The 16,437-nt window shown below is 62.9% G+C and carries 12 protein-coding genes and 5 tRNA genes; 10 read left to right on the top strand and 7 right to left on the bottom strand.

Going from position 1 to position 16,437, the window contains the following annotated elements; all coding sequences use genetic code 11:
• Positions 1–3: 3 nt before the first annotated feature.
• Entirely contained in the window at positions 4–2,004 is a 2,001-nt protein-coding gene (thrS, locus tag E6X30_RS00140; RefSeq protein ID WP_016664402.1) for a threonine--tRNA ligase, read from the bottom strand.
• Positions 2,005–2,171: 167 nt separating this feature from the next.
• On the opposite strand from thrS, the gene E6X30_RS00135 reads away from it, so the two are divergent.
• Positions 2,172–3,164, top strand: coding sequence for an L-lactate dehydrogenase (locus E6X30_RS00135; protein WP_316335496.1), 993 nt, complete (start codon positions 2,172–2,174; stop codon positions 3,162–3,164).
• A 2-nt stretch (positions 3,165–3,166) separates the two neighbouring features.
• Here E6X30_RS00135 and E6X30_RS00130 read toward each other — a convergent pair whose 3' ends face one another.
• The 4 genes from E6X30_RS00130 to E6X30_RS00115 form a co-directional block, all read right to left on the bottom strand.
• Positions 3,167–4,018: an HAD hydrolase family protein gene (locus E6X30_RS00130; RefSeq protein ID WP_070435978.1), complete on the bottom strand. Its 852-nt coding sequence runs from the start codon at positions 4,016–4,018 to the stop codon at positions 3,167–3,169.
• A 72-nt stretch (positions 4,019–4,090) separates the two neighbouring features.
• Positions 4,091–4,164: transfer RNA gene (locus tag E6X30_RS00125), tRNA-Val, on the bottom strand.
• A 46-nt stretch (positions 4,165–4,210) separates the two neighbouring features.
• Positions 4,211–4,281: transfer RNA gene (locus E6X30_RS00120), tRNA-Cys, on the bottom strand.
• 22 nt (positions 4,282–4,303) lie between these two features.
• Positions 4,304–4,376: transfer RNA gene (locus E6X30_RS00115), tRNA-Gly, on the bottom strand.
• Between the two features lie 333 nt (positions 4,377–4,709).
• Here E6X30_RS00115 and E6X30_RS00110 point away from each other — a divergent pair.
• The 9 genes from E6X30_RS00110 to E6X30_RS00070 all read left to right on the top strand — a co-directional run bounded on the left by E6X30_RS00110 (position 4,710) and on the right by E6X30_RS00070 (position 14,704).
• Positions 4,710–4,781: transfer RNA gene (locus E6X30_RS00110), tRNA-Val, on the top strand.
• Position 4,782: 1 nt separating this feature from the next.
• Positions 4,783–4,858: transfer RNA gene (locus E6X30_RS00105), tRNA-Gly, on the top strand.
• A 140-nt stretch (positions 4,859–4,998) separates the two neighbouring features.
• Positions 4,999–7,227 carry a glycogen debranching protein GlgX gene (gene glgX, locus E6X30_RS00100; RefSeq protein WP_316335493.1) on the top strand — a complete coding sequence of 743 codons (2,229 nt, stop codon included), beginning with the start codon at positions 4,999–5,001 and terminating at the stop codon, positions 7,225–7,227.
• A 35-nt stretch (positions 7,228–7,262) separates the two neighbouring features.
• Positions 7,263–9,773, top strand: coding sequence for a malto-oligosyltrehalose synthase (gene treY / locus E6X30_RS00095; RefSeq protein WP_316335492.1), 2,511 nt, complete (start codon positions 7,263–7,265; stop codon positions 9,771–9,773).
• 4 nt (positions 9,774–9,777) lie between these two features.
• A complete protein-coding gene (gene treZ, locus E6X30_RS00090; RefSeq protein ID WP_316335491.1) occupies positions 9,778–11,556 on the top strand; it encodes a malto-oligosyltrehalose trehalohydrolase in 1,779 nt (592 codons plus the stop codon).
• Positions 11,556–12,344, top strand: a complete 789-nt coding sequence (locus E6X30_RS00085; RefSeq protein WP_316335490.1) for a dihydrofolate reductase family protein — start codon at positions 11,556–11,558, stop codon at positions 12,342–12,344. The genes treZ and E6X30_RS00085 overlap by 1 nt, the downstream gene beginning before the upstream one ends.
• On the top strand, positions 12,341–12,781 hold the full coding sequence (gene msrB / locus E6X30_RS00080) for a peptide-methionine (R)-S-oxide reductase MsrB (RefSeq protein WP_016664395.1): 441 nt from the start codon (positions 12,341–12,343) through the stop codon (positions 12,779–12,781). Before E6X30_RS00085 ends, msrB begins: the two co-directional genes overlap by 4 nt.
• Positions 12,782–12,837: 56 nt before the next feature.
• Positions 12,838–13,446, top strand: coding sequence for a DUF3000 domain-containing protein (locus E6X30_RS00075; RefSeq protein WP_040386525.1), 609 nt, complete (start codon positions 12,838–12,840; stop codon positions 13,444–13,446).
• A 7-nt stretch (positions 13,447–13,453) separates the two neighbouring features.
• Positions 13,454–14,704 carry an HRDC domain-containing protein gene (locus E6X30_RS00070; protein ID WP_016664393.1) on the top strand — a complete coding sequence of 417 codons (1,251 nt, stop codon included), beginning with the start codon at positions 13,454–13,456 and terminating at the stop codon, positions 14,702–14,704.
• Here E6X30_RS00070 and E6X30_RS00065 read toward each other — a convergent pair.
• Together E6X30_RS00065 and E6X30_RS00060 are read right to left on the bottom strand one after the other, a co-directional pair.
• Positions 14,701–15,300 carry an NUDIX hydrolase gene (locus tag E6X30_RS00065; protein ID WP_016664392.1) on the bottom strand — a complete coding sequence of 200 codons (600 nt, stop codon included), beginning with the start codon at positions 15,298–15,300 and terminating at the stop codon, positions 14,701–14,703. The genes E6X30_RS00070 and E6X30_RS00065 overlap by 4 nt on opposite strands.
• Entirely contained in the window at positions 15,297–16,436 is a 1,140-nt protein-coding gene (locus E6X30_RS00060) for a glycosyltransferase (RefSeq protein ID WP_316335484.1), read from the bottom strand. The genes E6X30_RS00065 and E6X30_RS00060 overlap by 4 nt, the downstream gene beginning before the upstream one ends.
• Position 16,437: the final 1 nt, after the last annotated feature.

Genomic DNA, 16,437 nt, shown 5'->3' with positions numbered 1-16,437 from the left:
GGTTCACACTTGAGCCTTCGTGCGGATCGCTTCGAGGATGCGCTCGACTGCATCGTCAACCGGAATGCCGTTGTCCTGGCTTCCGTCGCGCATGCGGAAGCTCACGGCTCCGGCGTCGCGATCCTCACCGCCAGCGATCAGCATGTACGGCACCTTTTCCTTGGTGTGGTTGCGGATCTTCTTCTGCATGCGGTCATCAGACGCATCGACTTCGACGCGCACGCCGTGAGCGCGAAGCTTCGCTGCAACCTCCTCGAGGTAGGGCACGAATTCTCCCGCTACGGGAATCCCCACGACCTGCACCGGCGCGAGCCACACGGGGAAGGCACCCGCGTAGTGCTCGGTGAGAACACCGAAAAAGCGCTCGATGGAGCCGAAGAGCGCGCGATGGATCATGACGGGTCGCTGGCGCGAGCCGTCAGGCGCCGTGTATTCGAGATCGAAGCGTTCGGGCAGGTTGAAGTCGAGCTGAATGGTCGACATCTGCCACGTGCGCCCAATCGCATCTTTCGCCTGAACGGAAATCTTGGGGCCGTAGAACGCTGCGCCACCCGGATCGGGAACGAGATCGAGCCCGGAGGCGGTCGCGACTTCTTCGAGCGTTCGCGTCGCCTCTTCCCACACGTCATCGCTACCCACGAACTTCTCGGGGTTCTTCGTCGACAGTTCGAGATAGAAGTCGTCGAGGCCGTAATCCTTGAGCAGGTCGAGCACGAAGGTCAGAAGCGTTGTGAGCTCATCGCGCATCTGCTCGCGCGTGCAGTAAATGTGGGCGTCATCCTGGGTGAAACCCCGCGCACGCGTGAGACCGTGGATCACGCCGCTCTTTTCGTTGCGGTACACGGTGCCGAACTCGAACAGTCGCAGGGGAAGCTCACGGTAGGAGCGCCCGCGGGCGGCGAACACGAGATTGTGCATCGGGCAGTTCATGGGCTTGAGATAGTAGTCCTGGCCCTGCTTGGTGACGTTGCCTTCAGCATCGCGTTCTTCATCGAGATGCATCGGGGGGTACATGCCGTCGCGATACCAGTCGAGGTGCCCGGAGGTTTCGAAAAGCTGCCCTTTGGTCGCGTGAGGGGTATACACGAAGTCGTACCCGGCCTCAACGTGCCGCTGACGGGAGTAGTTTTCCATCTCCATGCGTACCATGGCGCCCTTGGGGTGGAACACGGCAAGGCCGGAGCCGATTTCATCGGGGAAGCTGAACAGGTCGAGCTCGCTGCCCAGCTTGCGGTGATCGCGCTTTTGCGCTTCCTCGAGGCGGAACTTGTAGGCCTTCAGGTCGTCCTTCGTCGCCCACGCGGTTCCGTAGATGCGCTGGAGCATCGGGTTCTTTTCACTCCCACGCCAGTAGGCGGCTGCGGAGCGCATGAGGGAGAAGCCGTTGCCGATGAGGCGCGTCGAGGGCAGGTGCGGCCCGCGGCACAGGTCGGTCCACACGACCTCGCCCTTCTTATTCACATTGTCGTACATCGTGAGGCCACCGTCGCCGACTTCGACGCTCGCGCCTTCGGCGGCGGTATCGGCATTCGATTTCAGGCCAATCAGCTCAAGCTTGTACGGCTCGTCCTTTTCCTCTTCGCGCGCGTCGGCGTCATCGATGTCGCGGCGCTGGAAACGCTGACCTTCCTTGACGATGCGCTGCATGTCCTTCTCGATCGCCTTGAGGTCTTCGGGGGTGAAGGGCTCGGCGACGTCGAAGTCGTAGTAGAAGCCGTCCGTAATAAACGGGCCGATACCGAGCTTGGCGTTGCTGTCGCGACGCTGAACGGCCTGCGCGAGAACGTGTGCGCATGAGTGACGCAGAATGTTGAGGCCATCCTCACTCGCGATGTCCACGCCCTCGACGGTGTCGCCTTCGGCGGGCGCGATGTACAGGTCCTTCAGTTCGCCGTTGATGCGCAGGGCGACGATCTCGCGGCGACCCTCGTACAGCGTTTCTCCCGTGGTCCCCTGCTCGATCGTGGTGGGTGAGCCGTCGAGGACGATGGAAAGCTGGGACACGGATGACTCCTTTAGTTCTCGGGTGCGAACCGACCTACACTGCCGGCTCCGCCGTCCAGTCTAACGAGTGAGGTCTCAAGGTTTCTGCGCCTGCGAGAAGGAATCGATCGTGTGAAAAGAGGATCACTCACTTGCCAAAGGGCCTCGCGCGAGCGAACCATAAAAATATGACTTCTCCCCTTGTTTCAGCTGGTTCTCCCTCCACTCGCCCCACCAAGATTGCCGTGATCGGCGCCGGCAGTGTGGGCTCGTCCGTCGCGTATGCCGCGATGCTGCGCGGGAGCGCGCAGACGATTGCCCTGTACGACCTCGCGACCGCTAAGGCCGAGGCTGAGGTTCTCGATCTCGCTCACGGCGCACAGTTCGGATCAGGAGCGACGATTCTTGGCGGGAGCGACATTTCGTGCGTGGCCGACGCCGACGTCGTCGTGATCACCGCTGGTGCGCGTCAAAAGCCCGGCCAGACTCGTCTCGATCTTGCGGGCACCAATGTCAAGATTCTTCGCTCCCTTATGCCGCAGCTTCTCGAGCAGGCGCCCGAAGCGATGTTCATGCTCGTCACGAATCCGTGCGATGTCCTCACGGTTGCCGCCCAGCAGGCCACGGGGCTCGATCCGTCTCGCATCTTTAGCTCGGGAACCGTGCTGGATTCGAGCCGGCTCAAATGGCTCTTGAGCAAGCGGATCGGCGTGAACCCACGCAGCGTGCACGCACGCATTATTGGTGAACATGGCGATAGCGAGTTTGCCGTGTGGTCAAACGCCAATATCGGCGGCATTCCGCTTCGCGAGTGGAGGAATTCCGACGGTTCCCTCGCCTTCACTGAGACCGAATTGGACGCGGTGCGCGACGAGGTCGCAAATTCGGCGTACCAAATCATCCAGGGCAAGGGCGCAACAAACCTGGCGATCGGGGTTTCCGCGGCTCGGATTTGCGAGGCCATCATTAATGACGAAAAAGCCGTGCTGACGGTCTCGACGGTCCTGAATGACTACCGTGGCGTCAGCAGTGTGGCGATGAGCGTCCCAAGCGTCGTGGGCCGTGGCGGTGTCGAGCGCGTGCTCGACATCCCGCTCGATGAGCACGAAACCCACCTGTTGAGGGCGTCGGCTGGTCAGCTTTCCGCCATCCAGGAGAAGCTCGGCCTCGAGCTGGAGTAGAGTTACACGAGTCCCAGCTTTTCGAGCGCGTCGGCAAGACCGTCTTCGCGCGGCCCACTCATGACATAAGCAGGGTCGCTGATGGCGCGGGAGGCGTCGGACCCCTCGACCGGCACCGGGACTCCCACCCCGCGAAGCATGCCGACATCGTTCATGCCATCGCCGAAACCGACCGCACGCTCGAGCGGAATCCCCGTGTGCTCGAGAACGCGCTTAACTCCGTCGATCTTGTCGATCGCGGAAAGTTGCAGTTCACCAGAGGTGTCCTGATCCTCGCCAATCGAATAGGGCATGTCGCGGACCTCCGGGCCAATTGACCGTGCGATCTCGGTAATGCTGACCGGGCATCGCCACGCGACGACTTTCGCAAAAGAGACCTGCGAGAGATCACTGTGACGCTCAAAGGCGCCGAGGAGATCCGCGGATCCCTGCCCGAGCGTTCCCGTTTCCTTTTGCGAGACCGTGCCGCTGCGAAAGCTCGTGGCGAGGCGCTCGCGAATGTACTGTTCTGCGGTCGCGTTTCCGACGGTCGCCTCGGGCGCCTCGAGAACAAAGGGAAAATCGCCGGCTGCGAGGAGCGTGTCGACGGTTCGGCGGGCAAGGTGCGCGGGGAAGCGCGAATCCTCAAGGATTGACTCCCCCACTTTGACGTAGGCTCCCGCCGAGCCGATGACGCCGTCGAGCGCCATTTCGACGTCGCGCGGAATGAGCGAGTGCGGGCGGCCGGTGCACAGAAACGCCAGATGACCGGCTTCGCGCACGCGCGCGAGTGCGTCGACGTGAGCCTTAGGGACGATTCCGTGGTCGGCAAGTGTGCCGTCGAAGTCGAGAAAGAGTGCGTGCTGTCCGCTCATACTTGTACTCTCTCACGGCAAGGGAAACGAGAGATGACAATAAAAAGACGCCCCGCGGGGCGTCTTTATCTGTGGGCGATACTGGACTCGAACCAGCGACCTCTTCCGTGTCAAGGAAACGCGCTAACCAACTGCGCCAATCGCCCTTATGAGACCGTGCGGTCTATTTTGCGTGGCTGCGGGCCACACGAGAGGTGGGTACGGGATTCGAACCCGTGTATACGGCTTTGCAGGCCGCTGCCTCGCCTCTCGGCCAACCCACCACGTGGAAACCTGAGATTCCAGAGCGGATGACGGGACTCGAACCCGCGACCCTCACCTTGGCAAGGTGATGCTCTACCAACTGAGCCACATCCGCATTTTTGGTTGATCTCTCGAACCAACGAATAGATACATTACGTCAGGATCGCGTTCCGCGCAAAGTAGGCCGCCCGCTTTTGACTCAAATCACCTCGAGCAGCTTTGCGAGCGTGCCAACTCGCCCCTCACGGGCGATTTTCCAGCCATAGAGCTTCATGACGCAGCGCGAGGAGCTTCATAGCGCAGCGCGAGCCGCGAGCGAGCGCCGCACTTGCGAGCCTCACCACAAAAGACCGTCACGAACCCCGCGACAATTTGGGGCCGCGCGCCGGTGGTGTATTGTTGTCTAGTCGCAAAGAGCGAACAGGCGAGTTCCCGCCGGCTCTTATGCGGGCGATTGGCGTAGTGGTAGCGCGCTTCCTTCACACGGAAGAGGTCACTGGTTCGATCCCAGTATCGCCCACGCGGATGTGGCTCAGTTGGTAGAGCATCACCTTGCCAAGGTGAGGGTCGCGGGTTCGAGTCCCGTCATCCGCTCCACTCCAAGGCCCCGTGCACGTGCACGGGGCCTTTCTCATTCCACGAAACTTCGGGCTTCTGCCAGGCCATCGGGCCACAATGTCGATGCAAATGTGTTTTCGCGCAGCCATCGGCTGCCTCAGCGCAAGGATTCTTCGACAGTGCAGATTTGGCCAGGCTCCCCGTACCCGCTCGGTGCAACCTTCGACGGCAGCGGCACGAACTTCGCCCTCTACTCAGAAGTTGCCGAGAGAGTCGAACTCTGTCTCATCGGCGACGACTTTTCGGAGCGACGCGTAGAAATGACGGAAGTCGATGCCTTCGTGTGGCACGTGTATCTTCCAGCCGTCCAGCCGGGTCAACGCTACGGATTCAGGGTCCATGGCCCCTATGATCCGGCGGCCGGGCACCGCTGCGATCCCTCGAAACTCCTTCTCGACCCGTACGCGCGCGCAATCGCGGGCATGCCCGACACGGACGCGAGCCTGCTCAGTTACGAGCTCGACGATCCTTCGCAGATGAGCAACCTGGACTCGAAGGATCACACGATGCATTCAGTCGTCGTCTCACCCTACTTTGATTGGGGCAACGACCACCCTCCGGCCCATGAGTACCACGATTCGATCATTTACGAGGCGCATCTCAAAGGCTTCACGGCTACGCACCCGGACATCCCCGAGAGTATCCGGGGCACTTACGTGGCGATGGGGCACCCGGTCGCGATCGATTACCTCAAGTCCCTCGGGGTCACGGCGGTTGAGTTCTTGCCGTTGCACCAGTTTGTCCAAGACGGCCACCTTCAGGATCGCGGACTTCGCAACTACTGGGGCTACAACACGATCGGCTTCTTCGCGCCGCATAACGAGTACGCGTATGCGGGCGAGACCGGCCAGCAGGTCCAAGAGTTCAAGCAAATGGTGAAGAACCTTCACGCGGCGGGTATCGAGGTCATTCTCGATGTGGTCTACAACCACACCGCCGAGGGCAATCACTTAGGCCCAACCCTGTGCTTCCGCGGAATCGACAACGCCAATTACTACCGCCTCGTCGACGACGATCTCACGCACTATTACGACACGACCGGCACGGGCAACAGCCTTCGCATGCGCACCCCGCACGTGCTTCAGCTCATCATGGATTCGCTTCGGTACTGGATTACCGAGATGCACGTTGATGGCTTCCGCTTCGACCTCGCCTCGACTCTTGCCCGCGAGCTGCACGAGGTAGATCGGCTCTCGAGCTTCTTCGACATCATCCAGCAGGACCCAATCATTTCGCAGGTCAAGCTCATCGCGGAGCCGTGGGATCTCGGTGAAGGCGGCTATCAGGTCGGTGGCTTTCCTCCCCTGTGGTCGGAGTGGAATGGCAAATACCGCGATGCCATGCGCGACTTCCACCGCGGTGAGTCAGGCATGCTCGCAAAGTTCGCCAATCGGTTTGCTGGCTCGAGCGATCTCTACCAGCACACGGGCCGCACGCCCATCGCCTCCGTCAATTTCCTTACCGCCCACGACGGATTTACCTTGCGAGATCTCGTGAGCTACAACGAGAGACATAACGAGGACAATGGCGAGGGCGGCAACGACGGCGAATCGAATAACCGCTCGTGGAACTCGGGGGCGGAAGGTGCCACGGATGACGAGGCGATTCTCGACCTCCGCCTCCAGCGCATGAAAAACATGATGGCCACCCTGCTCCTCAGCCAGGGCGTTCCCATGATCCTTCACGGCGACGAGCTCGGCCGCACCCAAATGGGCAATAACAACGTGTACTGCCAGGACAACGAGATCGCGTGGATGAATTGGGAGATCAGCACGCGCCAGCAGGACATGCTGAACTTCACGCGCATGCTTATCGAGCTGCGGCGCTCGCACCCTATTTTCCGTCGCCGGCGCTTTCTCTTGGGCGAGGTCCGCGACGGAGCGTCCTCGAGCCTGCCCGATGTCGCGTGGCTCGGAGTCGACGGCACCCCCATGACCGATGAGGAATGGAACGATCCGGTGGCAAAGTGCCTCACGGTGTTCTTTAACGGAAGTGCGATCCCCGAGCCGAACACGCGAGGCGAACACATCGTCGATGATTCCGCGCTCCTCATGTTCAACGCCTCCGAGACGGACGTGGAGTTCACGATCCCGGAGGGCGAGTATGGCGAAGAGTGGACGGTCACGGCAGAAACCTCTGCGTCGCTCAGCCCCGGCGATACCGTCAGGGCGGGCGAGGTCCTCATTCGCCCCGCCTACACGACGCTCGTGCTCGGCAGGGCCCCCATGACGCCCCCGGGAGAAGAGGATGACGCGACGGCTCTCTCAACTCCCCTGTCTCCTCCCACGTCCGTTTTGACGCCCACGGCGCCGAATGATCCAGGTACCGACGAGGGCCCCGCGCTCTGACGACGCGCCAGCACATCCACGACGAAGGAGGGCCCATGTCCGGCGCGCCGATCAGCACGTACAGGCTTCAGATCACGCCTGAATTCACCTTCCAAGATGCGACACGACTCGTGCCGTACCTGGAGCGACTCGGGGTGAGTCACGCGTTTATTTCACCGATCTTGCAGGCGGCGCCGGGGTCCATGCATGGCTACGACGTCGTGGATCATTCCCGCGTGAGCATGGATAACGGTGGCGAAGAGGATCTGCGGGGGCTCGCAGATGCTCTCCATGAGCGAGGTATGGGCCTCATCGTCGACGTCGTCCCCAACCACATGGCGATCCCCACCCCCATGTGGCATAACCACGCGCTGTGGTCGTTCTTGCGGGGTGGGGCATCGAGCCCCTACGCGTCGTGGTTCGATAGTGATCCTCACGCGGAGCACGGAATTCTCCTGCCGGTCCTCGGCCGCCCGGTCGGCGCGACGATTCTCGACGATGAGCTCGAGCGAGGGACCGCGGAGGTTCCTCAGCCTGATGGCTCGCGGCGAATCGAGCATGTCCTTCGATACTTCGATCATGTGTTCCCTCTCGCCGAGGGCACCGAGAATCTGCCAATCGTGGATCTTCTCGAGGCCCAGCATTACCGCCTTGCCTATTGGAGGGTCGCCAATGACGAGTTGAACTATCGCCGCTTTTTCGACGTCCAGACTCTCGCGGCCGTCAAGGTTGAAGACCGTGCAGTCTTCGACGCGACTCACGCGACTCTCCTCCGCTTGCAATCGGAGGGCGTGATCGACGGGTATCGGATCGATCATCCCGATGGCCTTGCCGACCCGCGCGGGTATCTGCGGCGCCTCGAGAGCGCCACCGGTGGCGCATGGACCGTGGTCGAAAAGATTCTCGAAGGCAACGAGTCGCTCCCACCGGACTTTCCCGTCGCCGGAACGACGGGTTACGACGCCCTCTGGCGCGTCCAGGGCCTTTTCCACGACCCTGCGGGCGCGGCAGCCCTCACGCACACGTGGCGGACATTCACCCACGATTCGCGTTCCTTCGACGAGATCACTCACGCAAGCGCCAAGGAGGTCATCGACACCTCGCTGTGGGCCGAAATTGCACGTCTCGTCGATCTCGCCCGGCGGATCTGTGATGCCGACATAATGCTGCGCGATACGACCGAGCGGCAGCTCGAACACGCGATCATCCAGCTCCTCATGGCGATGGATCGCTACCGCGCCTATATAGTCCCCGGGGAGAAGGCCCCCGCGTGTGAGCGCCAGGTGCTTGCCGAGGCCGCAGATCGAGCAGCCTTGGCCACCGGTGACGACGAGGGGGATCGTGCCGCTCTCGAGATCGTCACGGCATTTGCGGGTGGTCAGGGGCAGTTCACGTCCGACGGTTCACTCGATCCGCTGCGCGCGGAGTTTGTCACGCGTTTCGCTCAAACGTGCGGGCCGGTTCACGCGAAGTCCCTTGAGGACACAGCTTTCTACCGGTACCACCGGCTCCTCGCAGTCAACGAGGTGGGTGCCGACCCGAACCGCATTGGCGTGGATCCCGAAGAGTTTCATCACTTCTGCGAGCGGATGCTCGGGACTTTCCCCACATCGATGACGACGCTCTCTACGCACGATACGAAGCGCAGCGAGGACGTACGCGCAAGGCTTGCGGCGCTCACCGAGTATCCGTCGGAATGGTCCACACACGTGGCTCGCCTCCATGCCGTGAGCGCACAGAAGCGAGGACCGCTCGTCGATGCGCCGTTTGAGTATTTTGTGTGGCAGACGCTTGCGGGGATGTGGGACCTACCCGGCTCGCGGCTTGCGTCGCTGAGCGAGGAACGCCTGGCGGAGTACCTCGAGAAGGCCATGCGCGAGGCAAAGGTCCATACGGGATGGGTCGATGGCAACGATGAGTACGAGCGCGAAATCCGCGACTTTGCCCTGTGGGCTCTCGGGAACGACGACGTGCGGGCGATCCTCGACGAGTGGACCTCGCTGACGTTCGATTCGCAGCGCGCTGCTATTCTCGGCCAGAAACTCCTCCAGCTCACGATGCCCGGTGTGCCCGATGTGTATCAAGGCAATGAGACTCTTGACTTGAGCCTCGTCGATCCCGATAACCGACGCCCAGTCGACCACGCGGCGCACGCGGCGCGGCTCGAGGACCTCCTTTCAGGTGCTGCACCAGAGGGCATCGCCGATGAAAAGCTCCTCCTCGTCTCACGCGCTCTTGACACGCGACGGCACCACCGCGAGTCGTTCGTCGGCCCGGATGCCACCTACACGCCGCTGCCAACGACGTCCTCCCATACGATCGCTTTCGCCCGTGGATGCGCGGATAGCCCCGCCAATGTCGTGGTTATCGCCACGCGTTTGCCGCACGTGGAGGCTTCGCAGGGACCCGGGTGCACCAAAGCACGGATCGTCGTCGATGAGGGGCGCTACACAAACGTCCTCACCGGGGAGCGTGTGGAGGGCGGCACTGTCGAGCTCGCCTCCCTCGTGCGCGAATGGCCCGTCGCGCTCCTTGTACGCGAAAAACCGGAGCACTCGGAAGGATAGGCCGATGAGAGACTATTCGCGTTTCGAGGTATGGGCGCCGAAGGCCGGCACGGTCACGCTTGCACTCGAGCCCCGATTCGAGGGAAAGCGCCGCGAAATCACCATGGAACGCAGGGAGGGTGGCTGGTGGCATGCCCCAGGGGTCGAGGCACACCCGGGCGATCGCTACGGCTTTCTTCTCGACGACTCCTCCGTCGCGCTGCCGGATCCACGCGCACTGGCGCAACCCGAGGGCGTCCACGCCTTAAGCGAGGTCGTCGACCCGCGCACATTCAACTTCACGACTCCGTGGGCAGGCATGGATCTTCGTGGGAAAGTCATTTACGAGCTTCACATCGGAACGTTCGCGGCGGATCGAGATACCGGTGCGTCGGGGACCTTCGACTCAGCGATCACGCGCTTGGATGCGCTTGTAGAACTCGGCGTCGACGCCGTTGAAGTGATGCCTGTCGCGGCGTTTCCTGGCGAGCGCGGTTGGGGCTATGACGGCGTCGGCCTTTTCGCCACCCATGAGACCTACGGCGGGGCCGAAGCGTTCGCGCGGTTCATCGACGCTGCGCACGAGCGTGGACTTGCCGTCATCGTCGACGTCGTTTACAACCACCTCGGTCCCGACGGAAATTACCTTGGGGAATTCGGCCCCTACTTCACACACACGCATACCACCCCGTGGGGGCCCGCTATCAATTTCGATGCCGAAGAAGGTGCCGAGGTGAGGGCGTTTGTTGTTCAGAACGCGCGCCAGTGGCTCATCGACTTCCACCTCGACGGCCTTCGACTCGATGCGGTGCACGCCCTTCGAGATCACTCCCCCACGCACATTCTCGCGGAACTGTCGAGCGCGGTTGCGGATATGAGCCGAGAGGTGGCTCGCCCGCTTACCCTCATCGCGGAGTCCGACCTGAACGACCCCGCGATGGTGACCCCCGTCGCCGAAGGTGGTTTCGGCATGCACGCTCAATGGGCGGACGACATCCACCACCATCTTCATGCGTGGGCCACCGGCGAACGCGCGGGCTACTACGTCGATTTCGGCGCGGCGGCCGGCGTGAAAAAGACCCTCGAGCGCATCTTTGAGCACGATGGGTCCTATTCGACCTTCAGGCAGAAGAACTGGGGGGCGAAGGTCGAAGCCGCGAGTGCGCACTACGATGCTCACGCCTTCGTCGCCTTCATCCAGGACCACGACCAGGTGGGCAACAGGGCATCGGGCGACCGCATCACCAACACAATCGGTTATGGCGCGCACGCGGCGATCGCCTCGCTCTACCTGCTGGGCGCAAGCACGCCGATGCTCTTCATGGGCGAGGAATGGGGCGCGCGAACCCCCTTCGCATTCTTTAGCGACCACGGGGAAAGGATCGGCCCGCTCGTCAGCGCAGGTCGAAAGGAAGAGTTTGCGCGCATGGGGTGGAGCGATGCGGTCCCCGATCCGCAGGCACGCTCAACCTTTGAGGAGTCATTCCTCGACTGGAGTGAAGCCGAAAGCGGCGAACACGAGGCGCTGCTCGAGTTTTACCGAGCAGTTCTTGCGCAGCGGCGCAAGAATTCTGACATCCAGAAAGGCGCATTCGACTCGATCGCGGTGGACGTTCTCAGCGAGGGGGCAATCCTCATGCATCGCGGACACATCGGCGTGCTCGCCTCGCGCGGGGACGCACCCGTGGCATGGGAGCCGGGCTCCCGCGTGCAGGTGCTCGCCTCCTTCGGTGGGGAAAGTGATGGTCGCGCGCTCACGCTCGACGGTGCGGGAGCGCTCGTATTCGAAAGGTCCGACGCTTGATGGCATCTCACGCTCACGATAAAAACACGCCGCTCACCCGCCTCATTGGCGCCGGTGTCCCGGTTACGCCCGAGGAGTTTCGTCTCGACGATGAGGGCGCCCGCGCCCTCGGTAGCCTGCTCGCATTTCCCTCGGACCGCGTCCACGTGCGCTCGATGATGAACCAGAGCCTTGACGGCGCGGTCGCGGGGGGCGATGGGACGTCAGCCTCGCTCTCGAGCCCCTGGGATTTTTTCACTCTCACTGTTCTTCGGGCGCTTGCGGACATCATCGTGTGCGGCGCCAATACGGTGCGCAGCGAAGACTACCGTCGTCCCTCTGGCCGGCCCGCGCTTCGCACCGAGGCGCTACGTCCTCGCGGCGCGGAGTTCCCCGCACTCGCGATCGTGACGACGAGCGGCGAGATTCCCGAGCACATTGACCAAGCCTGGCCGACGTTCCTCATCTGTCCACCTGGCCGCGGAGCTCACGTTGCCCGTGTCAGTGGCTTTGAAAGCGAGGCCATTATCGAAGCGGGCCGCGCCCAAGAGATCGTACGCGCACTCGCAGAGCGTGGATTTCTCGGCATTCAAGTCGAGGGCGGCCCGCGGGTAAATGGAATGTTTGCCGAGGATGAAGCGTTCGATGAACTTGTCTGGACGCGCTCGGCGATTACCGTGGGAGGCGATGCGCCGCGCGCAAGCGTCGGAAGCGCACACCACCTCGCGTGGCGCCTCGCGGATCTCTTCCACAGTCCCGGCGCCCAGATCGAACGCTACGTCCGCACTCACCCCAAGGAGACTCCATGAACGTGCCTCTCGGCGATGGCCGCTACCCGATCTCGCTTACGAACGACGAATGGCGCAAGCGCCTCAGCCCCGATGAGTACCACGTTTTGCGTGAGGCTGGAACCGAGCGGCCCTTCACGGGTGAATACGAAGAGGTGCGCTCAGCGGGCACGTATGCGTGCCGGGCCTGCGGGGCCGAGTTGTTCCGCGCAAGCGAACAGTTCAACGCGCACTGCGGGTGGCCCGCTTTCTGGGCCCCAGCCGAGAGCGACCGCGTGGAACTTATCGAGGATCGCAGCCTCGCAATGGTACGGACCGAGGTGCGCTGTGCTTCATGTGGATCACACCTCGGGCATGTCTTCACCGGCGAGGGTTTCCCCACCCCAACCGACGAACGCTATTGCATCAATTCCATTTGCCTCGTGCACAGCGAAAACGAGGACCCGGCTGCGCACTGATGGAGGCGCGGCGCGCCTCCGCCACGACGCGGTAAGTCAACGATAAGTTAGCGGCCGTGGCCATTCATCACTTTCCCCAGGAACGCGAGGAATTCGTGAGCGCGATCGATGCGCTCACCGCTGCGCCCATTCGCCACGAGGTCAAGTGGGAGGAGATTCCCGCTCCTTCCAGACTCGCTCCCTTTTCGTGGGCAGCCGAGGCCGATGTCGTCATGCACGACGCTGATCTCGCGAGCGGAAAGTTCATCGTGCTCTACGACCCTGAGGGCAGGGAGGACTGGAGCGGTCGCGCACGAATCGTCACCTTGATGCAAGCCCAGCTCGAACACGAGTTCGCGCTCGAGTCCATGCTCGGCGATGTGGCGTGGAGCTGGGTCACCGAATCGCTTGAGCTTGCGGGGGCCGAAGCCCACGAACTTGGGTGTACCGTGACGCGCGTCGTTTCCCAAAGCTACGGTTCACTCGCCGCCCGCCCCACGACGGTCGACATCGAGATGCGCGCATCATGGAGCCCGGACTCCCTCGACCTCGGCGCCCATTTCGGCGCGTGGTCCGCGATCCTCTGCGCCGCAGGTGGCCTTCCGCCCCAGCCACTCTCCGTGAGCCCTCTGCATCCGTCCCACCGCGCGAGGGCGCCTCATCTTTCAGCCTCGAAGGATCACTAGAACGTTCATGACTGATTCCCACGACCAGTTGCCGGATCCCGAGTGCGCGCCCCTCATTAAAAAGCCCGCGGGTGGCACGCCGCCCCTCGTCACGACCGTTCAGGGCATCCTCGAGTGGTGCGCGCGTGTCAAAGCCGACGAGGACCTAGCGATCGACGTCGAGCGCGCTTCGAGCTACCGATACTCCGCTAAGGCCTACCTCGTGCAGATCAAGACGGAGGCGGCAGGGATATTGCTGCTTGATCCCCTCGCGTGCCAACTGCCTGGAACCTTCACGGACATCATGAACTCGCATCCGTGGATTCTTCACGCCTCGAGGCAGGACCTTCCCTCACTCGCCATGCTCGGGCTTGAACCGGTCGCACTTTTCGACACCGAGGTAGCTGCGCGCCTCCTCGGACTTCCCAGGGTGAGTCTCGGGGCTCTCACGGAAGAACTGCTCGAAGTTCGGCTTGCCAAGGAGCATTCGAGCGCCAACTGGTCCAAGCGCCCACTTCCGGAATCGTGGCTCGACTACGCCGCGCTCGACGTCGAGTACCTCGCCGAACTCAAAACCGTGCTCACACGCATGCTCGACGACGCTCACAAGACGTCGTGGGCACGTGAGGAATTTGCCTTCGAAGCCACGTTCGCCCACCCGGAAGTTCCCGACGAGCCGTGGCGCGGCCTGCACGGCCTCGGCCAGCTCAAAAGCCCCCTGCAACTCGCGGTCGCGCGATCGATGTGGGAAAGGCGCGATGCAATCGCGCGTAATTCGGACGTCGCGCCGTTTATGGTGCTGCGCGACAAGGCACTCGTGGCCATGGCAAAAGCCTCGAGCAAGGGACGCCAGGAGTTCGACAACGCCGCACCGAAGAACCTCAAGCACCGCGAGCAGTGGTGGCGATGCGTCCGCGAAGCGCGAGAACTGCCCCGCGTTCACTTGCCGTCGAAGCGCGACCTGGGCCCCTACCCCAATCATCGTTCGTGGTCTAGGCGCTACCCCGAGGTTCTCGAGGCCTACAAACAGGTGCGCGAGGGGCTTCTCACACGCGCCGAAGAGCTTCACATGCCCGTCGAGAATCTCATCTCCCCCGGTCACATGCGCCACTGGGTGTGGAATCACTTCAGTGCAGAGGCCGAGCATCGCATCCCACACGCGAGCCCCGAACAGATCGTGCAGGAGCTCGAAGCGGTCGGCGCGCGCCCGTGGCAAGCCGCTCAAGTCACGCCAGCGATCATCGAATCTCTGCGCTCGTACGCGCGCTCGCGCAGTTAAGCGCCGGGGGCCTCGCCGCGGCGCACGCGTGCCGTATAGGCGAGCGTGGCGATGATCAGCGCACTGTTGTGAAGGCGACCTGACAGCGCGGCATCCTCGAGCTCGTCAAGGGGCACCGTACGAGTGAGGATTTCGGCTTCCTCGTCGACGCGTTCGAAGTCGACGCCCTTCGCCTCCGTGCAGTCGAACGCAACATACACGCTGATTTTCTCGTTCGAGCCGCCCGCGCTCGGGTAGTAATCGAGAAGGTGGTGCGCTGCGCCGGCCGTGTAGCCCGTTTCTTCTTCGAGTTCACGAACGGCGGCCACGGCTGGGTCTTCCCCGGCCTTATCGAGTAGACCAGCGGGCAGCTCCCACATGTGAGCGCGAGCCGGATGGCGATATTGGCGAATCACGACGACTTCACGCTCTGGCGTGAGCGCGAGGATCGCGACGGCGCCCGTGTGAGCGACGTAGTCGCGTGTAAACCTCACACCGGGCGCGAAATCGACGGTATCGCGCGCAACATCCCACACGAGCCCCGTATACACGGTCCGACTCTCAGCGACGGGTCGCGCGCAAAAATCGTCGGCGAGCGAATTCTCGGAGGTGGTCATGAGTGCTGGTTCTCCTCGTCGTCGGCGAACGTGAAAAGCGCGGATTCGAGCTGAGCGATCAAGTCCTCTTCGGTTGGGAGTTCAGCGGCGCGTGCTCGGGAGGCAGCCCGAAGCTCGTCGAGGCGTTCCTCAGATCCCGGGTGTCCGGGCACGAAGGCAATAAGCCGTTCCGCCAGCTCGCGCGCATTCGCCGGCGCGACGAGAGGAATACGCTCGCCCGTCACCCAGCGCGTCCCGCCGGCATCGGTGGCGATGATCGCCGCGCCTTCACCGATCGCTTCCTGAATCGCGACCGGCTGCCCTTCCCACACGCTCGTTTGGACCACCACGTGCGCCTCGCGCATGAGGGCGCGGGTGTCCTCTACACGCCCAAGCAGCTCCACGGGAAGCGCATGTTTCTCGATAAACTCTTCGAGCCGTGCGCGTTCCGGCCCCTCGCCCGCGATCTTTACGCGAAGAGATCCCGGATACTGCTCTTCCACAAGCCGCACTGCCTCACACAGGCAGGCGAGGTCTTTTTGAGCAGCAAGGCGCGCGACGCACAGAACCTCGAGGACATCGCCGTCGAACGCTCGCAACGACCCGCAACTCGCGGGGCGCGCAGCGGGAATGAGAGCCCTTTGAACCGCGCGTGCACCACTCGCGCGCGCGGCATCGGCGAGATCAGGCGAGACCGCGAGTACACGATCGCTACGGCGTGAGGCAAGCGTGAACAATTCTCGCCCGATGACTGCGCCAACGCCGGTACGCGGCATCCGATTATGAAGCGTCGTCACGAGCCGAATGCGGGGGCGAAACCCGGTCATGAGCGCAAGGGCAGTGAGTGCTCCTGCACGCGCGCCGTGGGCATGAACCGTGAGCGGATCGCCCTGTGCACGGCGATGTTCATCCCGAATAATCGCGCCCAAATTTGCCCGTGCGCGAAGCGCCGCAAGCGGAGAAGCCCCCGAGGCGATCGCGAGGTGCCGATGTTCGACTCCGGGCCCAGCGGTATGCGAGGTGGCGTCGTCGAAGCACGGCGCTTCCCCCGCGTCCACAACGTGTACGCCTGCCCGAGCGAGCACGCGTGCCTCATCGCGCACGTGCGCGAGCAAACCGCCTTCCGCGCGGGGCCGCACGAGGATCACACGCCGCATG

The organism is Dermabacter sp. (assembly GCF_032550575.1).
Lineage (GTDB): Bacteria > Actinomycetota > Actinomycetes > Actinomycetales > Dermabacteraceae > Dermabacter > Dermabacter hominis.
This window is presented reverse-complemented; position numbering and strand designations above follow the sequence as displayed.

Bases quoted from the DNA above. Each gene is read 5' to 3' on its own strand.
- E6X30_RS00135 (WP_316335496.1), top strand. From the start codon at position 2,172: ATGACTTCTCCCCTTGTTTCAGCTGGTTCTCCCTCCACTCGCCCCACC.
- E6X30_RS00130 (WP_070435978.1), bottom strand. From the start codon at position 4,018: ATGAGCGGACAGCACGCACTCTTTCTCGACTTCGACGGCACACTTGCC.
- treY (WP_316335492.1), top strand. From the start codon at position 7,263: ATGTCCGGCGCGCCGATCAGCACGTACAGGCTTCAGATCACGCCTGAA.
- treZ (WP_316335491.1), top strand. From the start codon at position 9,778: ATGAGAGACTATTCGCGTTTCGAGGTATGGGCGCCGAAGGCCGGCACG.
- E6X30_RS00085 (WP_316335490.1), top strand. From the start codon at position 11,556: ATGGCATCTCACGCTCACGATAAAAACACGCCGCTCACCCGCCTCATT.
- msrB (WP_016664395.1), top strand. From the start codon at position 12,341: ATGAACGTGCCTCTCGGCGATGGCCGCTACCCGATCTCGCTTACGAAC.
- E6X30_RS00070 (WP_016664393.1), top strand. From the start codon at position 13,454: ATGACTGATTCCCACGACCAGTTGCCGGATCCCGAGTGCGCGCCCCTC.
- E6X30_RS00065 (WP_016664392.1), bottom strand. From the start codon at position 15,300: ATGACCACCTCCGAGAATTCGCTCGCCGACGATTTTTGCGCGCGACCC.
- E6X30_RS00060 (WP_316335484.1), bottom strand. From the start codon at position 16,436: ATGCGGCGTGTGATCCTCGTGCGGCCCCGCGCGGAAGGCGGTTTGCTC.